Source organism: Enterobacter sp. YSU (genome assembly GCF_016082135.1).
Classification (GTDB): domain Bacteria; phylum Pseudomonadota; class Gammaproteobacteria; order Enterobacterales; family Enterobacteriaceae; genus Enterobacter; species Enterobacter hormaechei_C.
In genome coordinates, this window is record NZ_CP059487.1 from 2837880 (window position 1) to 2860401 (window position 22522).

20 protein-coding genes and 5 tRNA genes are annotated in these 22522 nt (G+C 56.8%); 19 read left to right on the forward strand and 6 right to left on the reverse strand.

What is annotated here, in order from left to right; genetic code table 11:
* Positions 1-167: 167 nt before the first annotated feature.
* The 19 genes from mltB (at position 168) to H2Z33_RS13880 (ending at position 14595) form a co-directional block, all read left to right on the forward strand.
* Positions 168-1268, forward strand: coding sequence for a lytic murein transglycosylase B (gene mltB, locus H2Z33_RS13790; RefSeq protein ID WP_015571672.1), 1101 nt, complete (start codon positions 168-170; stop codon positions 1266-1268).
* Between the two features lie 312 nt (positions 1269-1580).
* Complete coding sequence (locus H2Z33_RS13795; protein WP_063134889.1) at positions 1581-2234, forward strand: metal ABC transporter ATP-binding protein; 654 nt, start codon at positions 1581-1583, stop codon at positions 2232-2234.
* Positions 2231-3091, forward strand: a complete 861-nt coding sequence (locus tag H2Z33_RS13800) for a metal ABC transporter permease (RefSeq protein WP_015571669.1) — start codon at positions 2231-2233, stop codon at positions 3089-3091. Before H2Z33_RS13795 ends, H2Z33_RS13800 begins: the two co-directional genes overlap by 4 nt.
* Positions 3092-3105: 14 nt before the next feature.
* Positions 3106-3984, forward strand: coding sequence for a metal ABC transporter substrate-binding protein (locus H2Z33_RS13805; protein WP_022649141.1), 879 nt, complete (start codon positions 3106-3108; stop codon positions 3982-3984).
* Between the two features lie 130 nt (positions 3985-4114).
* Complete coding sequence (gene pncC / locus H2Z33_RS13810; RefSeq protein WP_003862172.1) at positions 4115-4612, forward strand: nicotinamide-nucleotide amidase; 498 nt, start codon at positions 4115-4117, stop codon at positions 4610-4612.
* A gap of 89 nt (positions 4613-4701) precedes the next feature.
* On the forward strand, positions 4702-5760 hold the full coding sequence (recA, locus tag H2Z33_RS13815) for a recombinase RecA (protein WP_015571667.1): 1059 nt from the start codon (positions 4702-4704) through the stop codon (positions 5758-5760).
* A 68-nt stretch (positions 5761-5828) separates the two neighbouring features.
* Positions 5829-6329 carry a recombination regulator RecX gene (gene recX / locus H2Z33_RS13820; protein ID WP_017382782.1) on the forward strand — a complete coding sequence of 167 codons (501 nt, stop codon included), beginning with the start codon at positions 5829-5831 and terminating at the stop codon, positions 6327-6329.
* A 131-nt stretch (positions 6330-6460) separates the two neighbouring features.
* Complete coding sequence (alaS, locus tag H2Z33_RS13825) at positions 6461-9088, forward strand: alanine--tRNA ligase (protein ID WP_058686083.1); 2628 nt, start codon at positions 6461-6463, stop codon at positions 9086-9088.
* Between the two features lie 241 nt (positions 9089-9329).
* On the forward strand, positions 9330-9515 hold the full coding sequence (gene csrA / locus H2Z33_RS13830; RefSeq protein WP_000906486.1) for a carbon storage regulator CsrA: 186 nt from the start codon (positions 9330-9332) through the stop codon (positions 9513-9515).
* Between the two features lie 342 nt (positions 9516-9857).
* Positions 9858-9950 (forward strand) — tRNA-Ser (locus H2Z33_RS13835).
* A gap of 4 nt (positions 9951-9954) precedes the next feature.
* Positions 9955-10031: transfer RNA gene (locus tag H2Z33_RS13840), tRNA-Arg, on the forward strand.
* Between the two features lie 64 nt (positions 10032-10095).
* Positions 10096-10172, forward strand: a tRNA-Arg gene (locus H2Z33_RS13845).
* An 8-nt stretch (positions 10173-10180) separates the two neighbouring features.
* Positions 10181-10257: transfer RNA gene (locus H2Z33_RS13850), tRNA-Arg, on the forward strand.
* A gap of 29 nt (positions 10258-10286) precedes the next feature.
* Positions 10287-10363 (forward strand) — tRNA-Arg (locus tag H2Z33_RS13855).
* Positions 10364-10489: 126 nt separating this feature from the next.
* Positions 10490-11056, forward strand: coding sequence for a fructose-1-phosphate/6-phosphogluconate phosphatase (yqaB, locus tag H2Z33_RS13860; RefSeq protein WP_063134890.1), 567 nt, complete (start codon positions 10490-10492; stop codon positions 11054-11056).
* On the forward strand, positions 11053-11481 hold the full coding sequence (locus H2Z33_RS13865; RefSeq protein ID WP_017692791.1) for a YqaA family protein: 429 nt from the start codon (positions 11053-11055) through the stop codon (positions 11479-11481). Before yqaB ends, H2Z33_RS13865 begins: the two co-directional genes overlap by 4 nt.
* Before the next feature lie 83 nt (positions 11482-11564).
* Entirely contained in the window at positions 11565-13109 is a 1545-nt protein-coding gene (gene gshA, locus H2Z33_RS13870) for a glutamate--cysteine ligase (protein ID WP_045331244.1), read from the forward strand.
* A gap of 152 nt (positions 13110-13261) precedes the next feature.
* On the forward strand, positions 13262-13777 hold the full coding sequence (gene luxS, locus H2Z33_RS13875; RefSeq protein WP_017382778.1) for an S-ribosylhomocysteine lyase: 516 nt from the start codon (positions 13262-13264) through the stop codon (positions 13775-13777).
* A 53-nt stretch (positions 13778-13830) separates the two neighbouring features.
* A complete protein-coding gene (locus H2Z33_RS13880; protein ID WP_003862181.1) occupies positions 13831-14595 on the forward strand; it encodes an AraC family transcriptional regulator in 765 nt (254 codons plus the stop codon).
* On the opposite strand, the gene leuA is transcribed toward H2Z33_RS13880, so the two are convergent.
* The 6 genes from leuA to proX form a co-directional block, all read right to left on the reverse strand.
* Positions 14582-16237, reverse strand: coding sequence for a 2-isopropylmalate synthase (leuA, locus tag H2Z33_RS13885; protein WP_063134891.1), 1656 nt, complete (start codon positions 16235-16237; stop codon positions 14582-14584). The genes H2Z33_RS13880 and leuA overlap by 14 nt on opposite strands.
* Before the next feature lie 185 nt (positions 16238-16422).
* Positions 16423-17970, reverse strand: coding sequence for a multidrug efflux MFS transporter permease subunit EmrB (gene emrB / locus H2Z33_RS13890; protein ID WP_006811709.1), 1548 nt, complete (start codon positions 17968-17970; stop codon positions 16423-16425).
* A gap of 16 nt (positions 17971-17986) precedes the next feature.
* The gene (emrA, locus tag H2Z33_RS13895) at positions 17987-19159 is read right to left on the reverse strand and encodes a multidrug efflux MFS transporter periplasmic adaptor subunit EmrA (RefSeq protein ID WP_017382776.1); all 1173 of its coding nucleotides are present in this window, start codon (positions 19157-19159) and stop codon (positions 17987-17989) included.
* 130 nt (positions 19160-19289) lie between these two features.
* Positions 19290-19820: a multidrug efflux transporter EmrAB transcriptional repressor EmrR gene (gene emrR, locus H2Z33_RS13900; RefSeq protein WP_017694792.1), complete on the reverse strand. Its 531-nt coding sequence runs from the start codon at positions 19818-19820 to the stop codon at positions 19290-19292.
* A gap of 314 nt (positions 19821-20134) precedes the next feature.
* Complete coding sequence (locus H2Z33_RS13905; protein WP_017692795.1) at positions 20135-21319, reverse strand: MFS transporter; 1185 nt, start codon at positions 21317-21319, stop codon at positions 20135-20137.
* Between the two features lie 204 nt (positions 21320-21523).
* Positions 21524-22519: a glycine betaine/L-proline ABC transporter substrate-binding protein ProX gene (gene proX, locus H2Z33_RS13910; RefSeq protein WP_017382774.1), complete on the reverse strand. Its 996-nt coding sequence runs from the start codon at positions 22517-22519 to the stop codon at positions 21524-21526.
* Positions 22520-22522 lie beyond the last annotated feature (3 nt).

Consider the following 22522-nt stretch of genomic DNA (forward strand, 5'->3'; position numbering starts at 1 on the left):
TCACAATGAAAGAAAAATGTATTATTTTGAAAGTTTATTGGTGAGGTGAATAATTTTTGGTGGAAAAAAGCACGGATTTGCGTCGGGGAGGTGCGTACCGCTTCCTTGAGGAGTTGGGGATGCTTTACCATACTGGGTTCTTACCGAACTCGTTAAATGGATGCCACATGTTCAAGCGTCGTTATGCAGCGCTGTTGCCTGCGCTTATTCTCCTGTCCGCCTGTAGTAGCAAACCCAAGACCGAAGCCGCTCAGCCAACGGCGGGCGCGCCTTCCGGAGGATTCCTGCTGGAGCCGCAGCACAATATGATGCAGATGGGCGGCGACTTCGCGAATAACCCTGCGGCCGAACAGTTCATCGATAAAATGGTGAGCAAGCACGGTTTTGACCGCCAGCAGCTGCATGCCATTTTGTCTCAGGCGAAGCGTCTGGACTACGTGCTGCGCCTGATGGACAGGCAGGCGCCGACAGCCCAGGTGCCGACCGGGCCAAACGGCGCGTGGCTGCGCTATCGCAAACAGTTTATTACCCCGGACAACGTGCAGAATGGCGTGGTGTTCTGGAATCAGTATGAAGACGCCCTGAACCGTGCGTGGCAGGTCTATGGCGTGCCGCCGGAGATCATCGTCGGTATTATTGGGGTCGAGACCCGCTGGGGACGCATTATGGGTAAAACCCGCATCCTTGATGCGCTGGCGACGCTCTCCTTCAACTACCCGCGCCGCGCCGAGTATTTCTCTTCCGAGCTGGAAACCTTCCTGCTGATGGCGCGAGACGAACAGGACGATCCGCTCGATCTGAAAGGGTCGTTCGCCGGGGCAATGGGCTACGGCCAGTTTATGCCGTCCTCCTATAAGCAGTACGCGGTAGATTTTAACGGGGATGGTCACATCAACCTGTGGGATCCCGAAGACGCCATTGGCAGCGTGGCCAACTACTTCAAAGCGCATGGCTGGACGCCGGGCGGCCAGGTGGCGGTGCAGGCGAACGGCGAGGCGTTTGGTCTGGAAAACGGATTTAAAACCAAATACAGCGTGGCGCAGCTGGCAGCGGCAGGCTTAACGCCGTCGCAGCCGCTGGGCAATGTTGACCAGGTGAGCCTGCTGCGCCTGGATGTCGGAACCGGTTATCAGTACTGGTTCGGGCTGCCTAACTTCTACACCATTACCCGCTACAACCACAGCACGCACTATGCGATGGCGGTGTGGCAGCTGGGGCTGGCGGTGTCTCAGGCGCGTGTGCCGGCAGCGTCACCGTTTAGCCAGTAAGTTACCCTGACGGGTAGGCCGGGTAAGGCAACGCCGCCACCCGGCATGGCTGCATGCACGGTGCGGCCTGATGCCCTCACCCTGACCCTCTCCCACGGGAGAGGGGAATTTTGCAGAAACATTTCGCCACACTCCCATTTCACTCCCACCGTTTACATCTTAATCGACTTTCATTATTGTTATGTTATAACATTATTTTTAAATTGAGATTTCCATGTCCCTGTTTTCTCTCTCATCCCCGGTTCGGCTGCTGCTGGCGCTGGTGATAATTCTGTTTCTCGGCCTGGCCGTGCGCTGGGCGGTGGCGTTGCCATGATCGTGATGAACGACCTGGTGGCGGGTTACGATCGCCAGCCCGTTACGCGCGCGCTGTCCGGCGTGATTGAACGCGGGAGCATGACCGCTATCGTCGGGGCCAACGGCTGCGGCAAATCCACGCTGCTGAAAACGCTCGCCGGCTTTATTCCGCCCGTCAGCGGTACGTTTCGCTGGCAGGGGAGACGTCCGGTGGTGAGCTGGCTGGCGCAGCGTCACGCGCTGGAGGCGCAATTTCCTCTGACCGTGCAGGACGTGGTGAGTATGGGCTGCTGGCCAGCAATCTCACTGTTTGCCGGTTTTCGTCGGGATACCCGCATGCGCATTGCCGGCGCGCTGGAGCGCGTGGGGCTGGAGTCCATGGCGTTCTCTACCATAGATGAACTTTCCGGCGGCCAGTTTCAGCGCATGCTGTTTGCCCGCGTTTTGGTGCAGCAGGCGCCGCTGGTGATGCTGGATGAGCCTTTCACCGGCGTCGATGAAGCGACCTGCAACGTGCTGATGGATCTGATGCTGGAGATGTATATGCAGGGGAAGACCCTGCTGGCGGTACTGCACGACAGCGAACGCGTCTCGCGCCACTTCCCACAAACGCTGCGGCTGGACGCTGATACGCCGCACTGGAAAACCGAGCGGGTGAGGGTGGCATGATCTGGCATCTCTTCTTCCAGCCGTTTATTGAGTACGGCTTTATGCGGCGCGCGCTGGTGGTTTGCCTGGCGCTCTCCGTCAGCACCACTGCGCTGGGCGTATTTCTTCAACTGCGTCGGATGAGCCTGATGGGGGACGCCCTTTCTCACGCCATTTTGCCGGGTGTCGCGGTGGGCTATCTGCTCAGCGGGATGTCGCTGCTGGCAATGACTGTCGGCGGGTTTATTGCCGGGATCGCCGTTGCGCTGGTGGCCGGGCTGGTCAGCCGCCGCACGCCGCTTAAAGAGGATGCCAGCTTCGCGGGGTTTTACCTGGGCTCGCTGGCGCTGGGCGTCACGCTGGTGTCGCTGCGCGGTTCAAATGTCGATCTGCTTCATCTTCTGTTTGGCTCCATTCTCGCCGTGGATAGCGCGTCAGCCCTGTTCGTGACGGGCGTTTGCATGTTCACGCTCCTCACGCTGGCGATTTTTTATCGGGGGCTGGTCAGCGAAGCGTTTGATACCGCGTGGTTGCAGGTGAACGCGCGCTGGCTGCCCGGGATGTTACACGGTCTGTTTCTGGCGCTGCTGGTGCTCAACCTGGTAGCCGGTTTTCAGGTGCTCGGCACGCTGATGGCCGTCGGGCTGATGATGTTACCCGCCGTGGCGGCACGCTGCTGGGTGCGCACATTGCCAGGGTTACTTTTGATGGCGGGTATCAGCGGTATTTTTTGCGCGTGGCTGGGCTTAAGCCTTTCCTGGGCAGTGAGTCTGCCCGCCGGGCCCTCCATTGTGCTGACCGCCAGCGCATTGTTCTTTATTTCAGTTTTATTTGGCACGCGCAGCAGGCTGGCGGATAGCCTGCGGGCGCTTTTTTAACGCAAGGGGAAACGATGAAACGTACAGGATTAGCCGTGGCGCTCGCGCTCGGCATGATGACGCACGGCGTAATGGCGAAAACGCTTAATGTGGTGACCAGCTTTTCCATCCTGGGAGACATCACGCAGCAGGTTGGCGGCGATCGTGTGAAGGTGACGACGCTGGTGGGGCCGGACGGTGATCCCCATACTTTCGAACCTTCGCCCAAAGACAGCGCGGCGCTGAGTAAAGCTGACGTGGTGGTGGTCAATGGGCTGGGGCTGGAGGGCTGGCTCGACCGTCTGGTGAAAGCCTCCGGATTCAAAGGCCAACTGGTGGTTGCTTCGGACGGCGTGAAAACGCACACGCTGGAAGAGGACGGTAAAACCGTGACCGATCCGCACGCGTGGAACAGCGCGGCGAACGGCGCGCTGTATGCGCAAAATATTCTCTCAGGGCTGGTGAAGGCCGATCCTGAAGATACGGCGGCGCTTGAAGCTACCGGTAAACCCTATATTGCGCAGCTCTCTCAACTGGACGGTTGGGCTAAAAAGCGTTTCAGCGACATCCCACAGGCGAAGCGCAAAGTGCTGACCAGCCACGACGCCTTCGGCTATTTCAGCCGCGCCTACGGCGTGACGTTTATGGCGCCGCAGGGGCTGTCGTCTGAGAGTGAAGCCAGCGCGGCGCAGGTAGCGGAGATCATCAATCAGATTAAAGCTGACGGCGTGAAAACCTGGTTTATGGAAAACCAGCTTGACCCACGCCTGGTGAAGCAGATTGCGACCGCCACGGGCGCCCAGCCGGGTGGTGAACTTTACCCGGAAGCGCTGTCCGCGAAGGGCGGCGTGGCGGACACCTACGTCAAGGCGTTTCGCCACAATGTGGACACCCTCGCTAACAGCATGAAATAAGCGTCTCTCTGGCCGATGCGTCCGCATCGGCTTTTTTCTGAAGCCCCCTCGTAAAACCCGACGCGCATCCCCATATTTGATGAGAAAGTGCTATCTTGTGCTGCATGTTTTTCTAAGGCCTGGAGCGAGAATGACTGACCATGAATTGATGCAGCTAAGCGAAGTGGTGGGGCTGGCGCTGAAACAGCGCGGCGCGACTCTCACGACCGCAGAATCCTGCACCGGCGGCTGGGTGGCGAAAGCAATTACCGATATTGCTGGCAGTTCCGCCTGGTTTGAACGCGGCTTTGTGACCTACAGTAACGAGGCGAAAGCGCAGATGATCGGCGTGCGTGAAGCCACGCTTGAGCAGCATGGCGCGGTCAGCGAGCCGGTGGTGATCGAGATGGCGATTGGCGCGCTGAAAGAGGCGCGCGCAGATTACGCTATCTCCATCAGCGGTATCGCGGGGCCGGACGGCGGCAGCGACGTGAAGCCTGTCGGCACCGTCTGGTTTGGCTTTGCCACCTCAAAAGGTGAAGGGATCACCCGCCGGGAATGCTTCAGCGGCGACCGCGAAAGCGTGCGTCGTCAGGCAACGGAATACGCGTTAAAAACGCTCTGGCAACAATTTCTACAAAATACTTGATACTGTATGACCATACAGTATAATTGCCTCAACAGAACAGAAGTCCATGGTGAAGCGCAGTTGCTTCTCCCGGCATGACAGGAGTAATAATGGCTATCGACGAAAACAAACAGAAAGCGTTGGCGGCAGCACTGGGCCAGATCGAAAAGCAATTCGGTAAAGGCTCCATCATGCGCCTGGGTGAAGACCGTTCCATGGATGTGGAAACTATCTCCACTGGTTCGCTTTCTCTTGATATCGCACTGGGCGCTGGCGGTTTGCCGATGGGCCGTATCGTAGAAATCTACGGTCCGGAATCCTCGGGTAAAACTACCCTGACGTTGCAGGTTGTTGCGGCGGCACAGCGCGAAGGTAAAACCTGTGCGTTTATCGATGCCGAGCACGCGCTGGACCCGGTCTATGCCCGTAAACTGGGCGTTGATATCGACAACCTGCTGTGCTCCCAGCCGGACACCGGCGAGCAGGCACTGGAAATTTGTGACGCGCTGGCGCGCTCAGGCGCGGTTGACGTGATCATCGTCGACTCCGTTGCGGCGCTGACGCCAAAAGCGGAAATTGAAGGTGAAATCGGTGACTCTCACATGGGCCTCGCGGCACGTATGATGAGCCAGGCGATGCGTAAGCTGGCGGGTAACCTGAAGCAGTCCAATACGCTGCTCATCTTCATCAACCAGATCCGTATGAAAATTGGTGTAATGTTCGGTAACCCGGAAACCACCACCGGCGGTAACGCTCTGAAATTCTACGCTTCTGTCCGTCTGGATATCCGCCGTATCGGTGCGGTGAAAGAAGGGGATAACGTAGTCGGTAGCGAAACCCGCGTGAAGGTTGTGAAGAACAAAATCGCAGCACCGTTCAAACAGGCTGAGTTCCAGATCCTCTACGGCGAAGGTATCAACTTCCTCGGCGAGCTGGTTGACCTGGGCGTGAAAGAGAAGCTGATTGAAAAAGCGGGCGCATGGTACAGCTACAACGGTGACAAGATTGGTCAGGGTAAAGCGAATGCTATCTCCTGGCTGAAAGAGAACCCGGCGGCGGCGAAAGAGATTGAGAAGAAGGTGCGTGAACTCCTGCTGAACAACCAGGACTCTAAACCTGATTTCGTGGTCGACGGCGCGGATGCTGAAGAAACCAACGAAGACTTTTAATCCTCTCGGATAAAAATGAAGGGCTGCTGATGCGGCCCTTTTTGCATTTCTGAATCGACAGGTTTTTTATGAGTGAACCGACATCACGCCGACCAGCCTACTCACGCTTGCTGGATCGGGCCGTGCGCATTCTTGCCGTGCGTGACCATAGCGAACAGGAGCTGCGGCGGAAACTGTCAGCGCCCGTCATGAGCAAAAACGGTCCGGAAGACATTGATGCCACCGCGGAAGATTATGACCGCGTGGTTGCCTGGTGCTACGAGCATCACTATCTGGATGACGGCCGTTTTGCCGCTCGCTTTCTTGCCAGCCGTGGTCGTAAAGGCTATGGGCCAGCGCGTATCCGCCAGGAGCTGAACCAGAAAGGGGTAGCCCGTGAATCGATTGAAAAAGCCATGCGCGAAAGTGAAATTGACTGGTGCGAACTGGCGCGTGAGCAGGCGGTACGAAAGTACGGTGAGCCGCTGCCGCGTGAATTTTCAGAAAAAGTTAAAATCCAGCGCTTTTTGCTCTACCGCGGCTTCCTGATGGAAGATATTCAGGATATCTGGCGTAATTTTACCGATTGAACGCATGCGGGATTTTACTTCCCACTAAAGAAAACTTATCTTATTCCCACTTTTTCCAGTAGCTGGTCCGTCCAACTGTTTACAGATACAGATCTGCTGCGACATTTCGTTAGCTTGATTTCAGGATAATTATGAGCAAGAGCACCGCTGAGATCCGTCAGGCGTTTCTCGATTTTTTCCATAGTAAGGGACACCAGGTTGTTGCCAGCAGCTCCCTGGTACCGAACAATGACCCGACTCTGCTGTTTACCAACGCCGGGATGAACCAGTTCAAGGATGTGTTCCTTGGTCTCGACAAGCGTAATTATTCCCGCGCCACAACCTCACAGCGTTGCGTGCGTGCGGGCGGTAAACACAACGATCTGGAAAACGTCGGTTACACCGCGCGCCACCACACCTTCTTCGAAATGCTGGGTAACTTCAGCTTCGGCGACTATTTCAAACACGACGCCATTCAATACGCGTGGGAACTGCTGACCGGTGAAAACTGGTTCAATCTGCCGAAAGAGCGTCTGTGGGTGACCGTGTATGAGACCGATGACGAAGCGTTCGACATCTGGGAAAAAGAAGTGGGTATCCCGCGCGAACGTATCATCCGTATCGGTGACAACAAAGGCGCGCCTTACGCGTCTGATAACTTCTGGCAGATGGGCGACACCGGCCCTTGCGGTCCGTGCACCGAGATCTTCTACGATCATGGCGACCACATCTGGGGTGGCCCTCCGGGAAGCGCGGAAGAAGATGGCGATCGCTACATTGAGATCTGGAACATCGTCTTCATGCAGTTCAACCGTCAGGCCGACGGCACCATGGAGCCGCTGCCAAAACCGTCCGTAGATACCGGTATGGGCCTTGAGCGTATCGCGGCCGTTCTGCAACACGTTAACTCCAACTATGAGATTGACCTGTTCAGCACCCTGATCAAAGCCGTTGCTGAGGTAACGGGCGCAACCGATCTGAGCAACAAATCACTGCGCGTTATCGCAGACCATATTCGTTCCTGTGCGTTCCTGATTGCTGACGGCGTTATCCCGTCGAATGAAAACCGTGGCTATGTGCTGCGTCGTATCATTCGTCGTGCGATCCGCCATGGCAACATGCTGGGCGCGAAGGACACCTTCTTCTATAAACTCGTTGGGCCACTGATTGGCGTGATGGGCTCTGCCGGTGACGAGCTGAAACGCCAGCAGGCGCAGGTTGAACAGGTTCTGAAAACCGAAGAAGAGCAGTTTGCCCGTACGCTGGAACGCGGTCTGGCGCTGCTGGACGACGAGCTGGCGAAACTCAAGGGCGACACGCTGGATGGCGAAACCGCTTTCCGCCTGTACGACACCTACGGCTTCCCGGTTGACCTGACCGCGGACGTTTGCCGCGAGCGCAACATCAAAGTTGACGAAGCAGGCTTTGAAGCCGCAATGGAAGAGCAGCGTCGTCGTGCGCGTGAATCCAGCGGTTTTGGCGCGGACTACAACGCGATGATCCGCGTTGATAGCGCGTCTGAATTTAAAGGCTACGAAGAGCTGGCCCTGACCAGCAACGTAACCGCGCTGTTTGTTGACGGTAAAGCCGTAGACAGCATTAGCGCGGGCCAGGAAGCGGTTGTTATCCTGGATAAAACGCCGTTCTATGCGGAATCGGGCGGCCAGGTTGGCGATAAAGGCGAACTGAAAGGCAATGGCTTCAGCTTCAGCGTAAGCGATACCCAGAAATACGGTCAGGCAATTGGTCACCAGGGCAAACTGGTTTCCGGCTCTCTGAAAGTGGGCGAGGGCGTTCAGGCCAACGTTGACGAAGCTCGCCGCGCGCGCATTCGTCTGAACCACTCGGCAACCCACCTGATGCACGCCGCCCTGCGCGAAGTGCTGGGTACGCACGTTGCACAGAAAGGTTCTCTGGTTAATGACAAAGTGCTGCGTTTCGACTTCTCGCATTTTGAAGCGATGAAGCCGTCTGAAATTCGTGCGGTGGAAGACCTGGTGAATGCCCAGATCCGCCGTAACCTGCCAATCGAAACCCACATCATGGATCTCGAGGCAGCGAAGAAGAATGGTGCGATGGCGCTGTTTGGCGAGAAATATGACGACCGCGTTCGCGTGCTGAGCATGGGCGACTTCTCTACCGAACTGTGTGGCGGTACTCACGCATCCCGCACCGGTGACATCGGCTTGTTCCGCATCGTTTCCGAGTCGGGGACGGCGGCAGGCGTGCGTCGTATTGAGGCGGTGACCGGGGAAGGCGCAATTGCCAGCCTGCATGCGCAGAGCGACCAGCTGCACGAGATCGCGCAGCTGCTGAAAGGCGATAGTCAGAACCTGGGCGAAAAAGTGCGTGTCGCGCTGGATCGTACCCGTCAGCTGGAAAAAGAACTCCAGCAGCTGAAAGAACAGGCTGCGGCGCAGGAGAGCGCAAACCTCTCCAGCAAAGCGGTAGACATTAAGGGCGTCAAACTGCTGGTCAGCGATCTGGCGGGCGTTGAGCCTAAGATGCTGCGTACCATGGTCGACGATCTGAAGAACCAGCTTGGTTCGACGGTTATCGTGCTGGCAACGGTCGCAGAGGGTAAGGTTTCTCTGATTGCGGGCGTCTCTAAGGATGTGACGGATCGTGTTAAAGCAGGGGAACTGATTGGCATGGTCGCCCAGCAGGTGGGTGGCAAAGGTGGCGGTCGTCCGGACATGGCGCAAGCCGGTGGTACGGATGCGGCGGCACTTCCCGCGGCATTAGCCAGCGTTGAAAGCTGGGTAAGCGCGAAACTGTAATAACTACAAAGCACAAGCAGACGCCATAGCGGTAACGTTATGGCGTCTTGCTCACTGCGCTATCGATAACGATAAAGTCAGGTTGAGTTTGTGTATATCGGCTAAACTTACGTTTAACAGAATGTGATGCCGTGACTGCTTACACTTTACGTGTTTGTCATCGCTTACTTTTTGGCGTTATATGATGGATAATGCCGGGATACAAGAGACCCGACTCTTTTAATCTTTCAAGGAGCAAAGAATGCTGATTCTGACTCGTCGAGTTGGTGAGACCCTCATGATTGGGGATGAGGTCACCGTGACAGTTTTAGGGGTAAAGGGTAACCAGGTACGTATTGGTGTTAACGCTCCTAAAGAAGTATCTGTCCACCGTGAAGAGATCTACCAGCGTATCCAGGCTGAAAAATCCCAGCAGTCCAGTTACTGATATTGTCGCGTCTCGCTGTCGGGCGAGACGCAACCCTCCTGCTATTTTTCCTGCATAAAGTTACCGTTCTATTTCAAACGCTTCGTTTTTGACCACTCTCATAATCTTATCTCATCCAAAAGACGCGCTTCTCTCAACACAATTCTGTGAAGATGCCTGCAAAATCCGCTTATAAAACACTCTCTTTGCGGCTTTTACATGCGAATTGGGTGCGAATTGTGCAAACGAAAAAAGCATGTGGAAAATTGTTTGACTTATAAGTCCCAGAAAGTAATATATGCGCCACGCAGCGACGAGAAGCTCTTAACGAGTTGCTCGAAGCACTCGAAAGAGGCGTTGTGTGGTGAGGTGGCCGAGAGGCTGAAGGCGCTCCCCTGCTAAGGGAGTATGCGGTCAAAAGCTGCATCCGGGGTTCGAATCCCCGCCTCACCGCCATTTTGCATCCGTAGCTCAGCTGGATAGAGTACTCGGCTACGAACCGAGCGGTCGGAGGTTCGAATCCTCCCGGATGCACCATCTATTACTTCATATTGCTTTCGAAGTGATATGAATATCGAGCAGTACAGTAGTAAATCCCGATGCATCCGTAGCTCAGCTGGATAGAGTACTCGGCTACGAACCGAGCGGTCGGAGGTTCGAATCCTCCCGGATGCACCATANNCGATGCATCCGTAGCTCAGCTGGATAGAGTACTCGGCTACGAACCGAGCGGTCGGAGGTTCGAATCCTCCCGGATGCACCATTTACTATTTCTGAAAGCAGTTCCCTGATGCATCCGTAGCTCAGCTGGATAGAGTACTCGGCTACGAACCGAGCGGTCGGAGGTTCGAATCCTCCCGGATGCACCATCTCTTCTTGTGATCCCCTTCGATGTTTAGTTCTTAATCACTCTCATTGTTATCACTTCGCAATCAGCGACAAAAATCCCCTTTTACGATAAAGTAATGCTTTGTTAATCGTTTAGCGAGAGCACGATGTACGCACAGTATGACGGTTTGATCTTCGACATGGACGGCACCCTCCTGGATACCGAACCCACGCATCGTCAGGCCTGGACCGAAGTCCTGGGCCGTTACGGTATGCGTTTCGATTTACAGGCGATGATTGCCCTCAATGGATCGCCCACCTGGCGTATCGCACAGGCCGTGATTGTGCTGAATCAGGCCGATCTCGACCCGCATCAGCTCGCGCGTGAAAAAACCGACGCGGTAAAAGCCATACTGTTAGACACCGTGCAGCCTTTACCACTCATTGACGTCGTCAAGGAGTGGCACGGGCGTCGTCCTATGTCTGTCGGTACGGGCAGCGAGAGCGCGATTGCTGAAGCGCTACTCAACCACCTTGGCCTGCGCCACTATTTTTCTGCCGTCGTTGCCGCCGATCATGTTAAACATCACAAACCCGCACCGGATACCTTCCTGCTCTGTGCAGAATTAATGGGTGTTCCACCTGCAAAATGCGTGGTGTTTGAAGATGCTGATTTTGGCATTCAGGCCGCGCGTGATGCCGGAATGGCGGCGGTGGACGTTCGCTTACTGTGAGTGACGCGCTGTCACTCGCTTCATTATTCGCCAGCAGTTTTTTAAGCTCCACCCTCTTACCGGGGAATTCGGAAGTGGTGCTGGTGGCGATGCTGTTGTCCGGCGTAAGTCAGCCCTGGTTGCTGGTCTTAATAGCAACAATGGGTAATAGCCTTGGAGGGCTGACTAACGTTATTCTTGGACGTTTCTTTCCGCTACGCGAAAAATCTCGCTGGCAGGAAAAGGCAGTGGGCTGGCTAAAACGCTATGGCGCTGCCACGCTGTTATTAAGCTGGATGCCTGTAATAGGCGATTTACTGTGTCTGCTGGCGGGATGGATGCGCATTTCCTGGGGACCGGTGCTCTTTTTTTTGTGCCTTGGCAAGGCGTTACGCTATGTTTTACTGGCATGGGTAACACTACAGGGTATGACGTGGTGGCACTAATTGGTGGAATGAATTCGCGACCTTCAATCGTCAACCATTACAATTATGCTGAGTGACAATTTTTTGACAGGCGGGAGGTCAAATTGATCCCGGACGTATCACAGGCGCTGGCCTGGCTGGAAAATCACCCTCAGGCACTGAAGGGTATTCAGCGTGGGCTTGAGCGCGAAACGCTGCGCGTAAATGCGGATGGTAGCTTAGCGACTACGGGACACCCGAAGGCGTTAGGCTCGGCGCTGACACATAAATGGATCACAACCGATTTCGCCGAAGCGCTGCTGGAGTTCATCACGCCAGTAGACGGTGATATTGATCATATGCTGACGATCATGCGCGACGTGCATCGCTTCACCGCCCGCAACCTCGGCGACGAGCGTATGTGGCCGCTCAGCATGCCGTGCTATATCGAGCAGGGGCAGGATATCGAGCTGGCGCAGTACGGCACCTCGAATATTGGTCGGCTGAAAACGCTGTATCGCGAAGGACTGAAAAATCGCTACGGCGCACTGATGCAGACGATCTCTGGCGTGCACTACAACTTTTCGCTGCCGATGGCGTTCTGGCAGGCGAAGTGCGGTGAAACGGATAAAGAAGCGATCTCCGCGGGCTACTTCCGCCTGATCCGCAACTACTACCGTTTTGGCTGGGTTATTCCGTATCTGTTCGGCGCGTCCCCGGCCATCTGTTCATCATTCCTGCAAGGGAAACCGACCACGCTGCCGTTCGAGAAGACCGAATGTGGTATGTATTACCTGCCGTACGCGACCTCCCTGCGCCTGAGCGACCTTGGCTATACCAATAAATCGCAAAGCAATCTCGGAATTACGTTTAACGATCTGCACGAATATGTGGCAGGCTTGAAGCGGGCGATTAAAACCCCGTCTGAAGAGTACGAAAAAATCGGCCTCGAAAAAGACGGCAAGCGCCTGCAAATTAACACCAACGTGTTGCAGATTGAAAATGAACTGTATGCGCCGATTCGTCCGAAGCGCGTGACGCGCAGCGGTGAAACGCCGTCGGATGCGCTACAGCGCGGCGGGATCGAATACATTGAAGTGCGCTCGCTGGATATCAACCCGTTCTCACCGATTGGCGTTGACGAGCAGCAGGTTCGCTTCCTTGACCTGTTTATGGTCTGGTGCGTACTGGCTGATGCGCCGGAAATGAGTTCCGACGAACTGCTGTGTACCCGTGCCAACTGGAATCGCGTGATTCTGGAAGGGCGCAAGCCGGGTCTGACGTTAGGTATTGGCTGTGAAACGGCTCAGTTCCCACTGTCTAAGGTAGGGAAGGATCTGTTCCATGACCTGAAGCGCGTAGCCCAGACGCTGGACAGCGTGTACGGCGGCGAAGCTTACCAGAAGGTCTGCGACGAACTGGTTGAAAGCTTTGATAACCCGGAACTGACATTCTCAGCACGTATTCTGCGTTCTATGATTGAGCAGGGAATTGGTGGCACAGGGCGTTCACTCTCAGCGGAGTACCGTGAGATGCTGATGCAGGAGCCGTTAGAGATCCTGAGCGAAGCGGATTTTGTGACAGAGCGTGATGCGTCCGTTGTGCGTCAGAAAGAGGTCGAAGCGGCGGATACGGAGTCGTTTGAGGCGTTTCTGGCGAAGCAGGCCTGAACCAAAAAGAAAAAGGCCACATCGCTGTGGCCAAAATATACATCTCTGAATTCAGGGATGATGATAACAAATGCGCGTCTTTCATATACTCAGACGCGCATTCTGTAGAAGAGTTCAGTTTATTTTAAAAAAATCACTATCGGAGGTGACGTATGCCGTTATTAGATAGCTTTACTGTCGACCATACCCGTATGGAAGCACCAGCAGTCCGCGTGGCGAAGACCATGAACACGCCGCACGGCGACACGATCACCGTTTTCGACCTGCGCTTCTGCGTGCCCAATAAAGAAGTGATGCCAGAGAAAGGCATTCACACGCTGGAACACCTGTTCGCCGGATTCATGCGCGACCACCTGAACGGCAACGGCGTGGAGATCATCGATATCTCTCCGATGGGCTGCCGCACCGGTTTCTACATGAGCCTGATTGGTCAGCCTGATGAGAAACGCGTCGCGGATGCGTGGAAAGCGGCGATGGAAGACGTGCTGAAGGTGAAAGAGCAGAACCAGATCCCTGAGCTGAACGTTTACCAGTGCGGCACTTACCAGATGCACTCTCTGGAAGAAGCTCAGGAGATTGCCCGTCATATCATCGAACGTGATGTTCGTGTAAACAGCAATGACGAGCTGGCCCTGCCAAAAGAAAAACTTCAGGAACTGCACATTTAGTATCGTGCCTGTGGATGCCCGGTGGCGCTTCGCTGACCGGGCCTACAATCCTGATGACGACAACCACCACCTTCTCCTTTACCCATCGCCCGCTTGTGCCGTTTTCGCATGATTATGCTCATGGCGACAGCGAGCCGTGGCATCAGCACGACTGCGCGCAGCTCCTGCACAGCCTCACCGGCGTCGTGCGGGTCGATACCGCATCCGGCTGCTGGGTGGTGCCGCCCGGTCGCGGCGTCTGGCTACCTGCGGGTACGCAGCACGCCTTGCGCATCACCGGCAACGTTGCTGCCCGCACGCTGTTTATCGACCCGCTGGCGCGCGCCGATCTTCCGGCGACCTGCCAGATCGTGCAGATCTCGCCCCTGCTGCGCGAGCTGATCCTGACCTCCCTTACGCTTCCTGAATCTTACGCACCCGGAAGCCGCGATGAACGTGTTTATGAACTGATCCTCGATGAAATTCGCCTCATGCCGGTACTGCCGTTTCACCTGCCCGAGCCGGAAAGCGAAGCGCTGCGCCACCTCTGCCAGCAGATTCGAATGGCCCCGGGAGAAAGCTGGAGCAGCGCCCAGGCCGCAGGTATTGTGGGGATGAGCGAACGCACGCTGAACCGCCATTTTCAGCAGCAGACAGGCCTGAGCTACGGCGAGTGGGTGAGAAGGGCGCGACTGCTGGAAGCCTTAGTGCGGCTGGCACAGGGCCAGCCGGTATTACGCGTGGCGCTGGATCTGGGGTATGGCAGCCACAGCGCCTTTACGGCAATGTTTCGCCGGGTAATGGGTCTCTCACCCAGCGATTACTTCAGGAACGACTGACCGCGTTAAAAAGCGCCTGAATCGACGCGCGTGCCACGTCGCTGTCGATGCCCACGCCCCAGCGGCTGGTCCCGTCCTGGAACAGGCAGCGGATATAGGCCACCGAGCGGCTGTCGCTGCGTTCGCCTAACGTATGTTCGTGATAATCCTTGATCACAAACGGTGCGTTGATCCAGCGGCTTAATCCGTGAGCGGCGGCGGAGAGCAAACCGTTTCCCTGGCCTTCCAGCTGGCGGGTGCCCCCTTGCGTGGCGACGCTTGCCGTCAGCCGCAGCTGGCCGTCCTGCTGGCTGTCGCTGCGGTACGATTGCAGCGCTAATGGCGGGCTCGCCACCAGGCCGTAGCGGGCGCGGAACAGCTGCCAGAGCGCATTCTGCGTCATCTCTTTTCCATGGTTATCCGTTTCCTGCTGCACGTGCTGGCTAAAATCCTGTTGCAGGGCGCGAGGCAATTTGAGGCCGTGGTTTTGCTCAATAAGCCAGGCGCTTCCGCTTTTTCCTGACTGGCTGTTCACGCGGATCACCGCTTCATAGGTACAGCCAATATCCTGCGGGTCGACGGGCAGATAGGGCATCTCCCAGCGTTCGCCAGGCTTACGGGCATCGAAACCTTTCTTGATGGCATCCTGGTGCGAGCCGGAGAAGGCGGTGTAAGCCAGACGACCCGCCCACGGATGGCGCGGATGGACGGGCAGCTGGTTGCAGGTTTCTACCGTTTCAACCACCCGATTCATATCACTGAAATCCAGATTCGGGCTAATGCCCTGGCTGTAGAGGTTCATCGCCAGCGTCACCAGGCAGACGTTGCCCGTGCGCTCACCGTTACCAAACAGGCAGCCCTCCACGCGGTCAGCCCCGGCTATGACGGCCAGCTCTGCGCTGGCGACGCCGGTACCGCGATCGTTATGCGGGTGCACGCTGATACAGACGTCACTGCGGCGGCTGAAGTGGCGGCAGAAATACTCGATCTGGTCGGCATAGACGTTCGGCGTGCTCACCTCGACGGTAGCGGGCAGGTTGAGGATCATCGGACGCGCCGCGCACGGCTGCCAGATCTCCGCCACGGCTTCACAAATCTCCAGCGCAAACTCCGGTTCGGTGAAGCAGAAGGTTTCCGGGGAGTACTCGTACTGCCAGCGGGTGTCAGGGTTCTCTTCACACAGCTGACGAATCAGGCGCGTCGCGCGCGTCGCCAGCTCGACGATTTGCGCTTTCTCCATGCCGAATACCAGACGGCGGAACAGCGGGGCGGTGGCGTTATACAGGTGAACGGTGGCCTGCTTCGCGCCGCGCAGGGAGTCGAAAGTGCGACGGATAAGATCGTCCCGCGCCTGCGTTAACACCTGAATGGTGACGTCATCCGGGATGCGGTTCTCCTCAATCAGCTGACGCACAAAATTGAAGTCCGTCTGCGAGGCGGACGGGAAGGCGACTTCGATTTCTTTAAACCCGCAGCTCAGCAGCAGATCCCAGAATTGCAGCTTGCGCGCGCTGTCCATCGGCTCGGCCAGCGCCTGGTTACCGTCGCGTAAGTCGGTCGAGAGCCAGCGCGGGGCGCGGGTGATAATCTGCTCCGGCCAGCGGCGGTCGGGCAACGAAAGGGTGGGGTAAGGCTGGTATTTGTCGGCGGGTGTGTTCAGCATGGTGCGCTCCTGTTGTCTTTTCACTATCGTGAATCGATTTCAGGCGCGCTGCTTTATCGGAACTGACAATCGCTGTCGCGTTTTGGACAAGGGGGGCGATTGTTGACCGGTGGCGCTGCGCTTACCGGGCCTACGATCGTAGGCCGGGTAAGGCGTAGCCGCCACCCGGCAACCCGTGCACAGGGCTAGTGCGCCCCACCGCCCCCGCTACCGGCCCCAAACGGTGGTTTGGCAAACCACACCAGCCCCAGCAGGACGATGAAGATCCCCGCCGATATCCAGAAAATCTCGTTTGCCGAGATAATCAGCCCCTGGTTGGTGATCTGCTGGGCAAGCCAGCCGGACGCCTGCTGCTCCGTCATCCCCATCCCCTCAAGCTGGCTATACATCTGCTGAGCGTTAGGGTTGAACGGGTTCACCGCTTCGGTGAGTTGAGCATGGTGCATCGATTCCCGGTTGGTCCACAGCGTGGTGGTGATCGAAGTCCCGATGGAGCCCGCCAGCGTACGGGTGAAGTTCGACAGGCTCGATGCCGCCGCCATCCGCTCAGGCGGTAAGCCGGAAAGCGTAATGGTGGTCAGCGGCATAAAGAAGCACGCTACGGCGAAGCCCTGAATAAACTGCGGCCACGCGGAGGCGCCAAAGTCCATTCCCGGTTCAAACGTATACGCGCGCCAGTAGAAGCACACGGCGTACATGATGAAGCTGAACGTCACCAGCCTGCGCATGTCGAGCTTATGGGCGAAACGGCCAATAATCGGCGACAGCAGAACCGGAATTAACCCCACCGGCGCGGAGGCCAGCCCCGCCCAGGTTGCGGTATAGCCGTACACCTCCTGCAACAGCTGCGGCAGCAGAACAATCGCGCCGAAGTAGAGCATATAGGCGAGGCTGATACAGAGGCAGCCGATGGTGAAGTTTCGCGATTTAAACAGCGAGAGGTCGACTATCGGATTATCGTCCGTCAGCTCCCAGACAATCAGGAAGCTGATGGCAACCACGGCCACCACCGTCAGCACAATGATTTCCGTAGAGGCAAACCAGTCCAGCTCTTTGCCGCGGTCGAGCATGATTTGCAGGCTGCCGATGCCGACAACCAGCAGTGCCAGCCCGATGCCGTCGATCCGCCGCTGTTCGGTCCGCGTTTCGCGACCACGCAGAGACTGTAGCGTCATCAGCACCACCAGCGCACCGATGGGCACGTTGATGAAGAAGATCCAGCCCCAGTGATAGTTATCGCTGATATAGCCGCCGAGGATTGGCCCGCAAATTGGGGCGACGATCACCGTCATCGACCACAGCGCGAGCGCGATGGAGCGCTTGGCGGGCGGATAGTTGTTCAGCAGCAAACTCTGCGACAGCGGAATCAACGGCCCGGCGACAATCCCCTGGATGACGCGGAAGAAAATCAGCATCGTCAGGCTGCTGGACATGCCGCAGGCCCAGGAGGCCAGCACGAACAGGATCGTCGACCAGAGGAACAGCTTCACTTCACCGACGCGCTTCGCCAGCCAGCCGGTGATGGGAATGGAGATGGCGTTCGCCACCCCGAACGAGGTAATGACCCAGGTCCCCTGGCTCAGCGATGAGCCAAGGTTCCCGGCGATCGTAGGGATCGCCACGTTTGCGATGGTGGAGTCCAGCACCTGCATGAATGTCGCCAGCGACAGCGCAATGGTCATAATGACCAGCTGCGCCCCCTCCAGCGGTTTTTGCGGCTTTTGCTGTTGCATAACGCTCACCTTCGGCTTAACCGGCGTTTGCCTTCACGATGTCATCGATCAGCTTATTGACCGGATCGAGGCTAATTTCACGGGCGTTACTTTCATAAGCTGGCGTACTGCGCACCTGGCTTGCGAGGATCTGACCGTCGCGGTTAGCGGTATCGACCGTCACCAGCGTGGAAAGGCCAATTCGCAGCGGATGGTCTGCCAGCTGCTTAGGATCCAGCTCGATACGCACAGGCAAGCGCTGTACCACTTTGATCCAGTTGCCGGTGGCGTTCTGTGCAGGCAGCAGGCTGAACGCGCTGCCGGTCCCCATGTCCAGACCGACCACTTTTCCGGTGTACTTGACGTCATCGCCGTAAATATCGCTGACCACGGTCGCGGTCTGGCCGATACGCATATGCGCCAGCTGGGTCTCTTTGAAGTTCGCATCGACCCACAGATTGTTCGCCGGAACGACCGCCATCAGCGGCGTGGTGGTGCTAATCTGCGCCCCAGGCTGTACGGAACGACGGGAAACGTAGCCGGTCATCGGGCTGACGATTTTGGTACGTTGCAGGGCAAGCCATGCGTTACGCACTTCGGTCGCCGCCTGTTTCACCGCTGGCTGGTTTTCCAGAGAGGTGCCCAACACCATCGCCTGGTTGGCGTTGTACTGTTGGATCGCCACGTCCAGCTGCGCCTGTGCGCTGGCCACCGCATCGCGGGCGTGCTGCAACTCTTCACGGCCAATCAGGTTGGCGGTGCCGAGAGGAACACGACGATTGAGGTCGCTCTGCGCCTGAGCCAGGGCCGTTTTCTGCACGTCGATATTGGCCTGAAGCTGCTTGCTGTTGATCATCAGCTGGCGGGTCTGGCGAACGCTGGAGGCCAGCGCCGTCTGTGCTTTTTCAAACGCCTGTTGGGCGTCGGTCGGGTCGAGCGTGACCAGCACATCGCCTTTTTTCACAAAGTCGGTGTTATCAGCCCAGACTTTCGTCACGCTGCCTGACACCTGGGCCATGATTTGAACCTGATTCCCTGCCACGTATGCATCGTCTGTCTCTTCAACATGACGCAAGACTAAAAACCAATAGATCCCATATGCCACGGCAATAATAATAAAGAGCAAGGTCAGCAGAATAAGGGCGCTCTTACGTTTGCCCTTTTTGTTGGCCGGTTGCTGCGGGAGGGTGTTCTCCGCATTTGCGCTCATTGTTGTTCTCCACGATCTTTTTATTTTCACATCGGCTGAGCCGACCTGTTGTCAGAAAGGCCAGCAGTTTCACGTGCTGGCCTGTCAGTTTTTCTTTTTAGCAATCTGGAATGTTGAGCGGATCGTCGCGTTAGCGCAGCGCCTCAAGGATGACGCCGTCTTCATCCATCTGGTCCAGACGGGTGAGCAGCTTGCGAGTAATGTGCTCAAGCTGGTCGCGCTCGGCGGTGCTGAGGGCAGACCAGAGCTGGTGCAGGCAGTTGTGCTGCGGTGGCAGCACTTCGCGCAAGAATTCGTGACCTTTCTCGGTCAGTTGCAGATGCAGGCAGCGGCGATCGTTATCGCTTTCACGGCGTTCAATCCAGCCGCGCTTTTCCAGTTCATCCGCGATACGCGTCGCATTGGTACGGGATGACCCCAGCGCACAGCTCAGTTCCGACGGCTGAATGCTGTGATTTTCCTGAGACTCCAGCGTAATCAACGCCATAAACAACGTCTCGTTAATCCCCTGCGCTTTCAGCATCTTGTTACGATTTTCCAGCAGCTTACCCTGCATGTGCATGCACAGGCGGGTCAGCAGGATTTCCTGATACGGGAAGTCCTCATGACGACTGGCGCGGAACTTAAGCATTTGTTCAATGGGCGTAAACGAACTATCCATTTTGGGCATAACCTCATTAATTACAGCCGATATAGTAACGACAGTGACAAATAATGTAAATGAATTATTTGTGCGGTTATATCCGCCAAACGTATGTCACCATCAGAAAGCGCCGGGTAAATCCGTGACCCGGTGAGCACAGAGAGCGTGGGGTGTGTACCCGCGAAAGAGGGGATGTGAGGACAGGGGTCTGAACTATTCATGCCGGTAGTAAATATGTCACCCACAGTAAAATTTCTGGGATAAATGATTACCGTTACCTTAACAGATGCAGGCCCCCTTTACACCCCAGGGGGCCCAAAGCAATGTAAAACTTAGTGAATTGCTTCCTGACGGTGATAGCCGCGCCACCATACCAGCAGATTTATCGCCGCGACGATGGCGCCGATGGCGCACACGCCCGTCCAGCCCGCATGCTGCCAGGCGGAGGCTGAGATGAGCGAGCCCGCCGCGCCGCCGATAAAGTAGCTGGTCATGTACCCGGCCGTCAGACGGTTACGGGCATCCGGCTTCACGCGGTAAATCACGGTCTGGTTGGTGATATGTACACCCTGCACGGTGAGGTCGAGCACCAGAATACCGACAATCAGCGCCAGCACAGAGACGTGTCCGTACCAGATGGCCGCCCAGGAGAGCAGGAGTAAAACCAGCCCTGCGGAGGTGGTCATATGAGATTTGCCTTTGTCGGCCAGCCCACCCGCCGGGCGCGCGCCCAGTGCGCCAGCCGCGCCTGCCAGCCCGAACAGGCCAATCACGCCTTCTGAGTAGTTAAACGGCGGTGCGGCGAGCAGAAACGCCATCGACGTCCATAAGATGCTGAAGTTAGCGAAGGTAAGACACCCCAGAACGGCGCGCGTGCGCAGGAGTTTATCCCGGGTGAAGAGGCTGAAAACGGAGGCGAGGAGCTGCGGATAGTTCAGGTGATTTTCCTGCTTCACCTTTGGCAGGCCGCGCCACAGGGCCAGCGCCATGATAACCATCAGCACGCTCGCCACCCAGTAAACGGTGCGCCAGCCGCCGAGGCTCGCCAGCAGCCCGGCAACGGTTCGCGCCAGCAGGATGCCCAGCAGCAGGCCGCTCATGATAGTGCCGACCACTTTGCCGCGTTTTTCCGGGGAAGCCAGCGTCGCGGCGAGGGGAACCAGAATTTGCGCCACCACCGAGAACAGCCCCGTCAGCGCGGTGCCGATAATCATCATCGTTAACGACTGGCTGCTGGCGGTGATCAACATCCCGCCCGCCGCCAGCAGTGTCATGGAGACGATAAGCATCCGGCGCTCAAACATATCGCCTAATGGCACCAGGAACAGCAGCCCGGCCGCATAGCCGAGCTGTGCGGCGGTGACAATAAACCCGGCGGAGCTGGCTGAAAGATCGAAGGCGCGTGCGATGGTGTCGAGCAGTGGTTGTGCGTAATAGTTGCTGGCGACGGCCAGACCCGTTGCCACGGACATTAAAAGGATGAGTGCGGGGCTAAGCCCTTGAGTTGTTTTTGTCATTAGTTTCAGGAATCGTGAGTTAAGTGATTATTTTTCCGGAAACATAATAACCAATGATGGTGAATGTTGGGGAATTGTTACGTGGTGGATTGTGCGGTTAAGGTTGGGTGCGGTTTGATCCCCTCACCCCGACCCTCTCCCAGGGGGAGAGGGTGGTCATCGTTCCCTCTTCCCCTGGGAGAGGTTAGGGTGAGGGAAAATGTTTTACTTCTGCGCCTCAAGCGCCTCTTTCACCCAGCCATCGAACTGCTGCTGGTGGGCTTTGATCCAGCCATCCACGTGGCCTTTGATATCAGCTTCGGATGATTTACCCGCGTGCATCATCGCGTTCTGGGCGTTAATGTCTGCCAGCGGCAGTTTCATCACCGAGAACAGCTTCGCCGCCGCCGGGTTTTTCTCGGCCCAGGCTTTGTTCGCCACGATATGCATGGTGTTCACCGGGAAGCCATAGTTCATGCCGTTTGGCAGTTTGGTGTCGATATCTTTCTGCTCGCCCGGCAGGGAGGAGAAGGGCACCTGCAACCACACCACGTCTTTGCCCGGCTTCAGCACGTCGCTCACCCAGTACGGCGTCCAGGTGTAGTAGATCACCGGCTTGCCTTCTTTAAAGCGGGCGATGGTGTCGGCCATCATCGCAGAGTAATTGCCGTGGCTCACGTCGACGGTCTTCGCCAGATCGAAGGCTTTGTTCTGGTGGTTAATCACCGCTTCACAGCCCCAGCCCGGCGAACAGCCCATCATGTCGGCTTTACCGTCACCGTTGGTATCAAACAGTTTTGCGATCTTCGGATCTTTCAGCTGTTCAATATTGGTGATGTGATACTTATCGGCGGTTTTCTTGTCGATCAGATATCCCTGCGCAGCGCCGGTCACAAAGGTGCCTTCGCGGTAGAATTTCTTGTCACCGCCTGCGGCGGCATACATGTCGTCGTGCAGCGGCTGCCAGTTCACGGCGGTAAAGGTGGCGTCACCAGAGGCAATGGAGGTATAGCCCACGTTGTAATCCACTTCGCTGGCGGTATTCACCGTATAGCCCAGTTTCTCCAGCGCACGGCTGACAATCTGGGTCTGGAAGGACTCTTCCGAAATGGTGCTCTGCACCGGCTGCACGGTAATGCCTTTGCCCGGCAGGTCAGCGGCAACTGCGCTGGTGGAGACAAGGGTCGCAAACGCTGTGGCAAAAAGTACGTTATGTCGCATCGT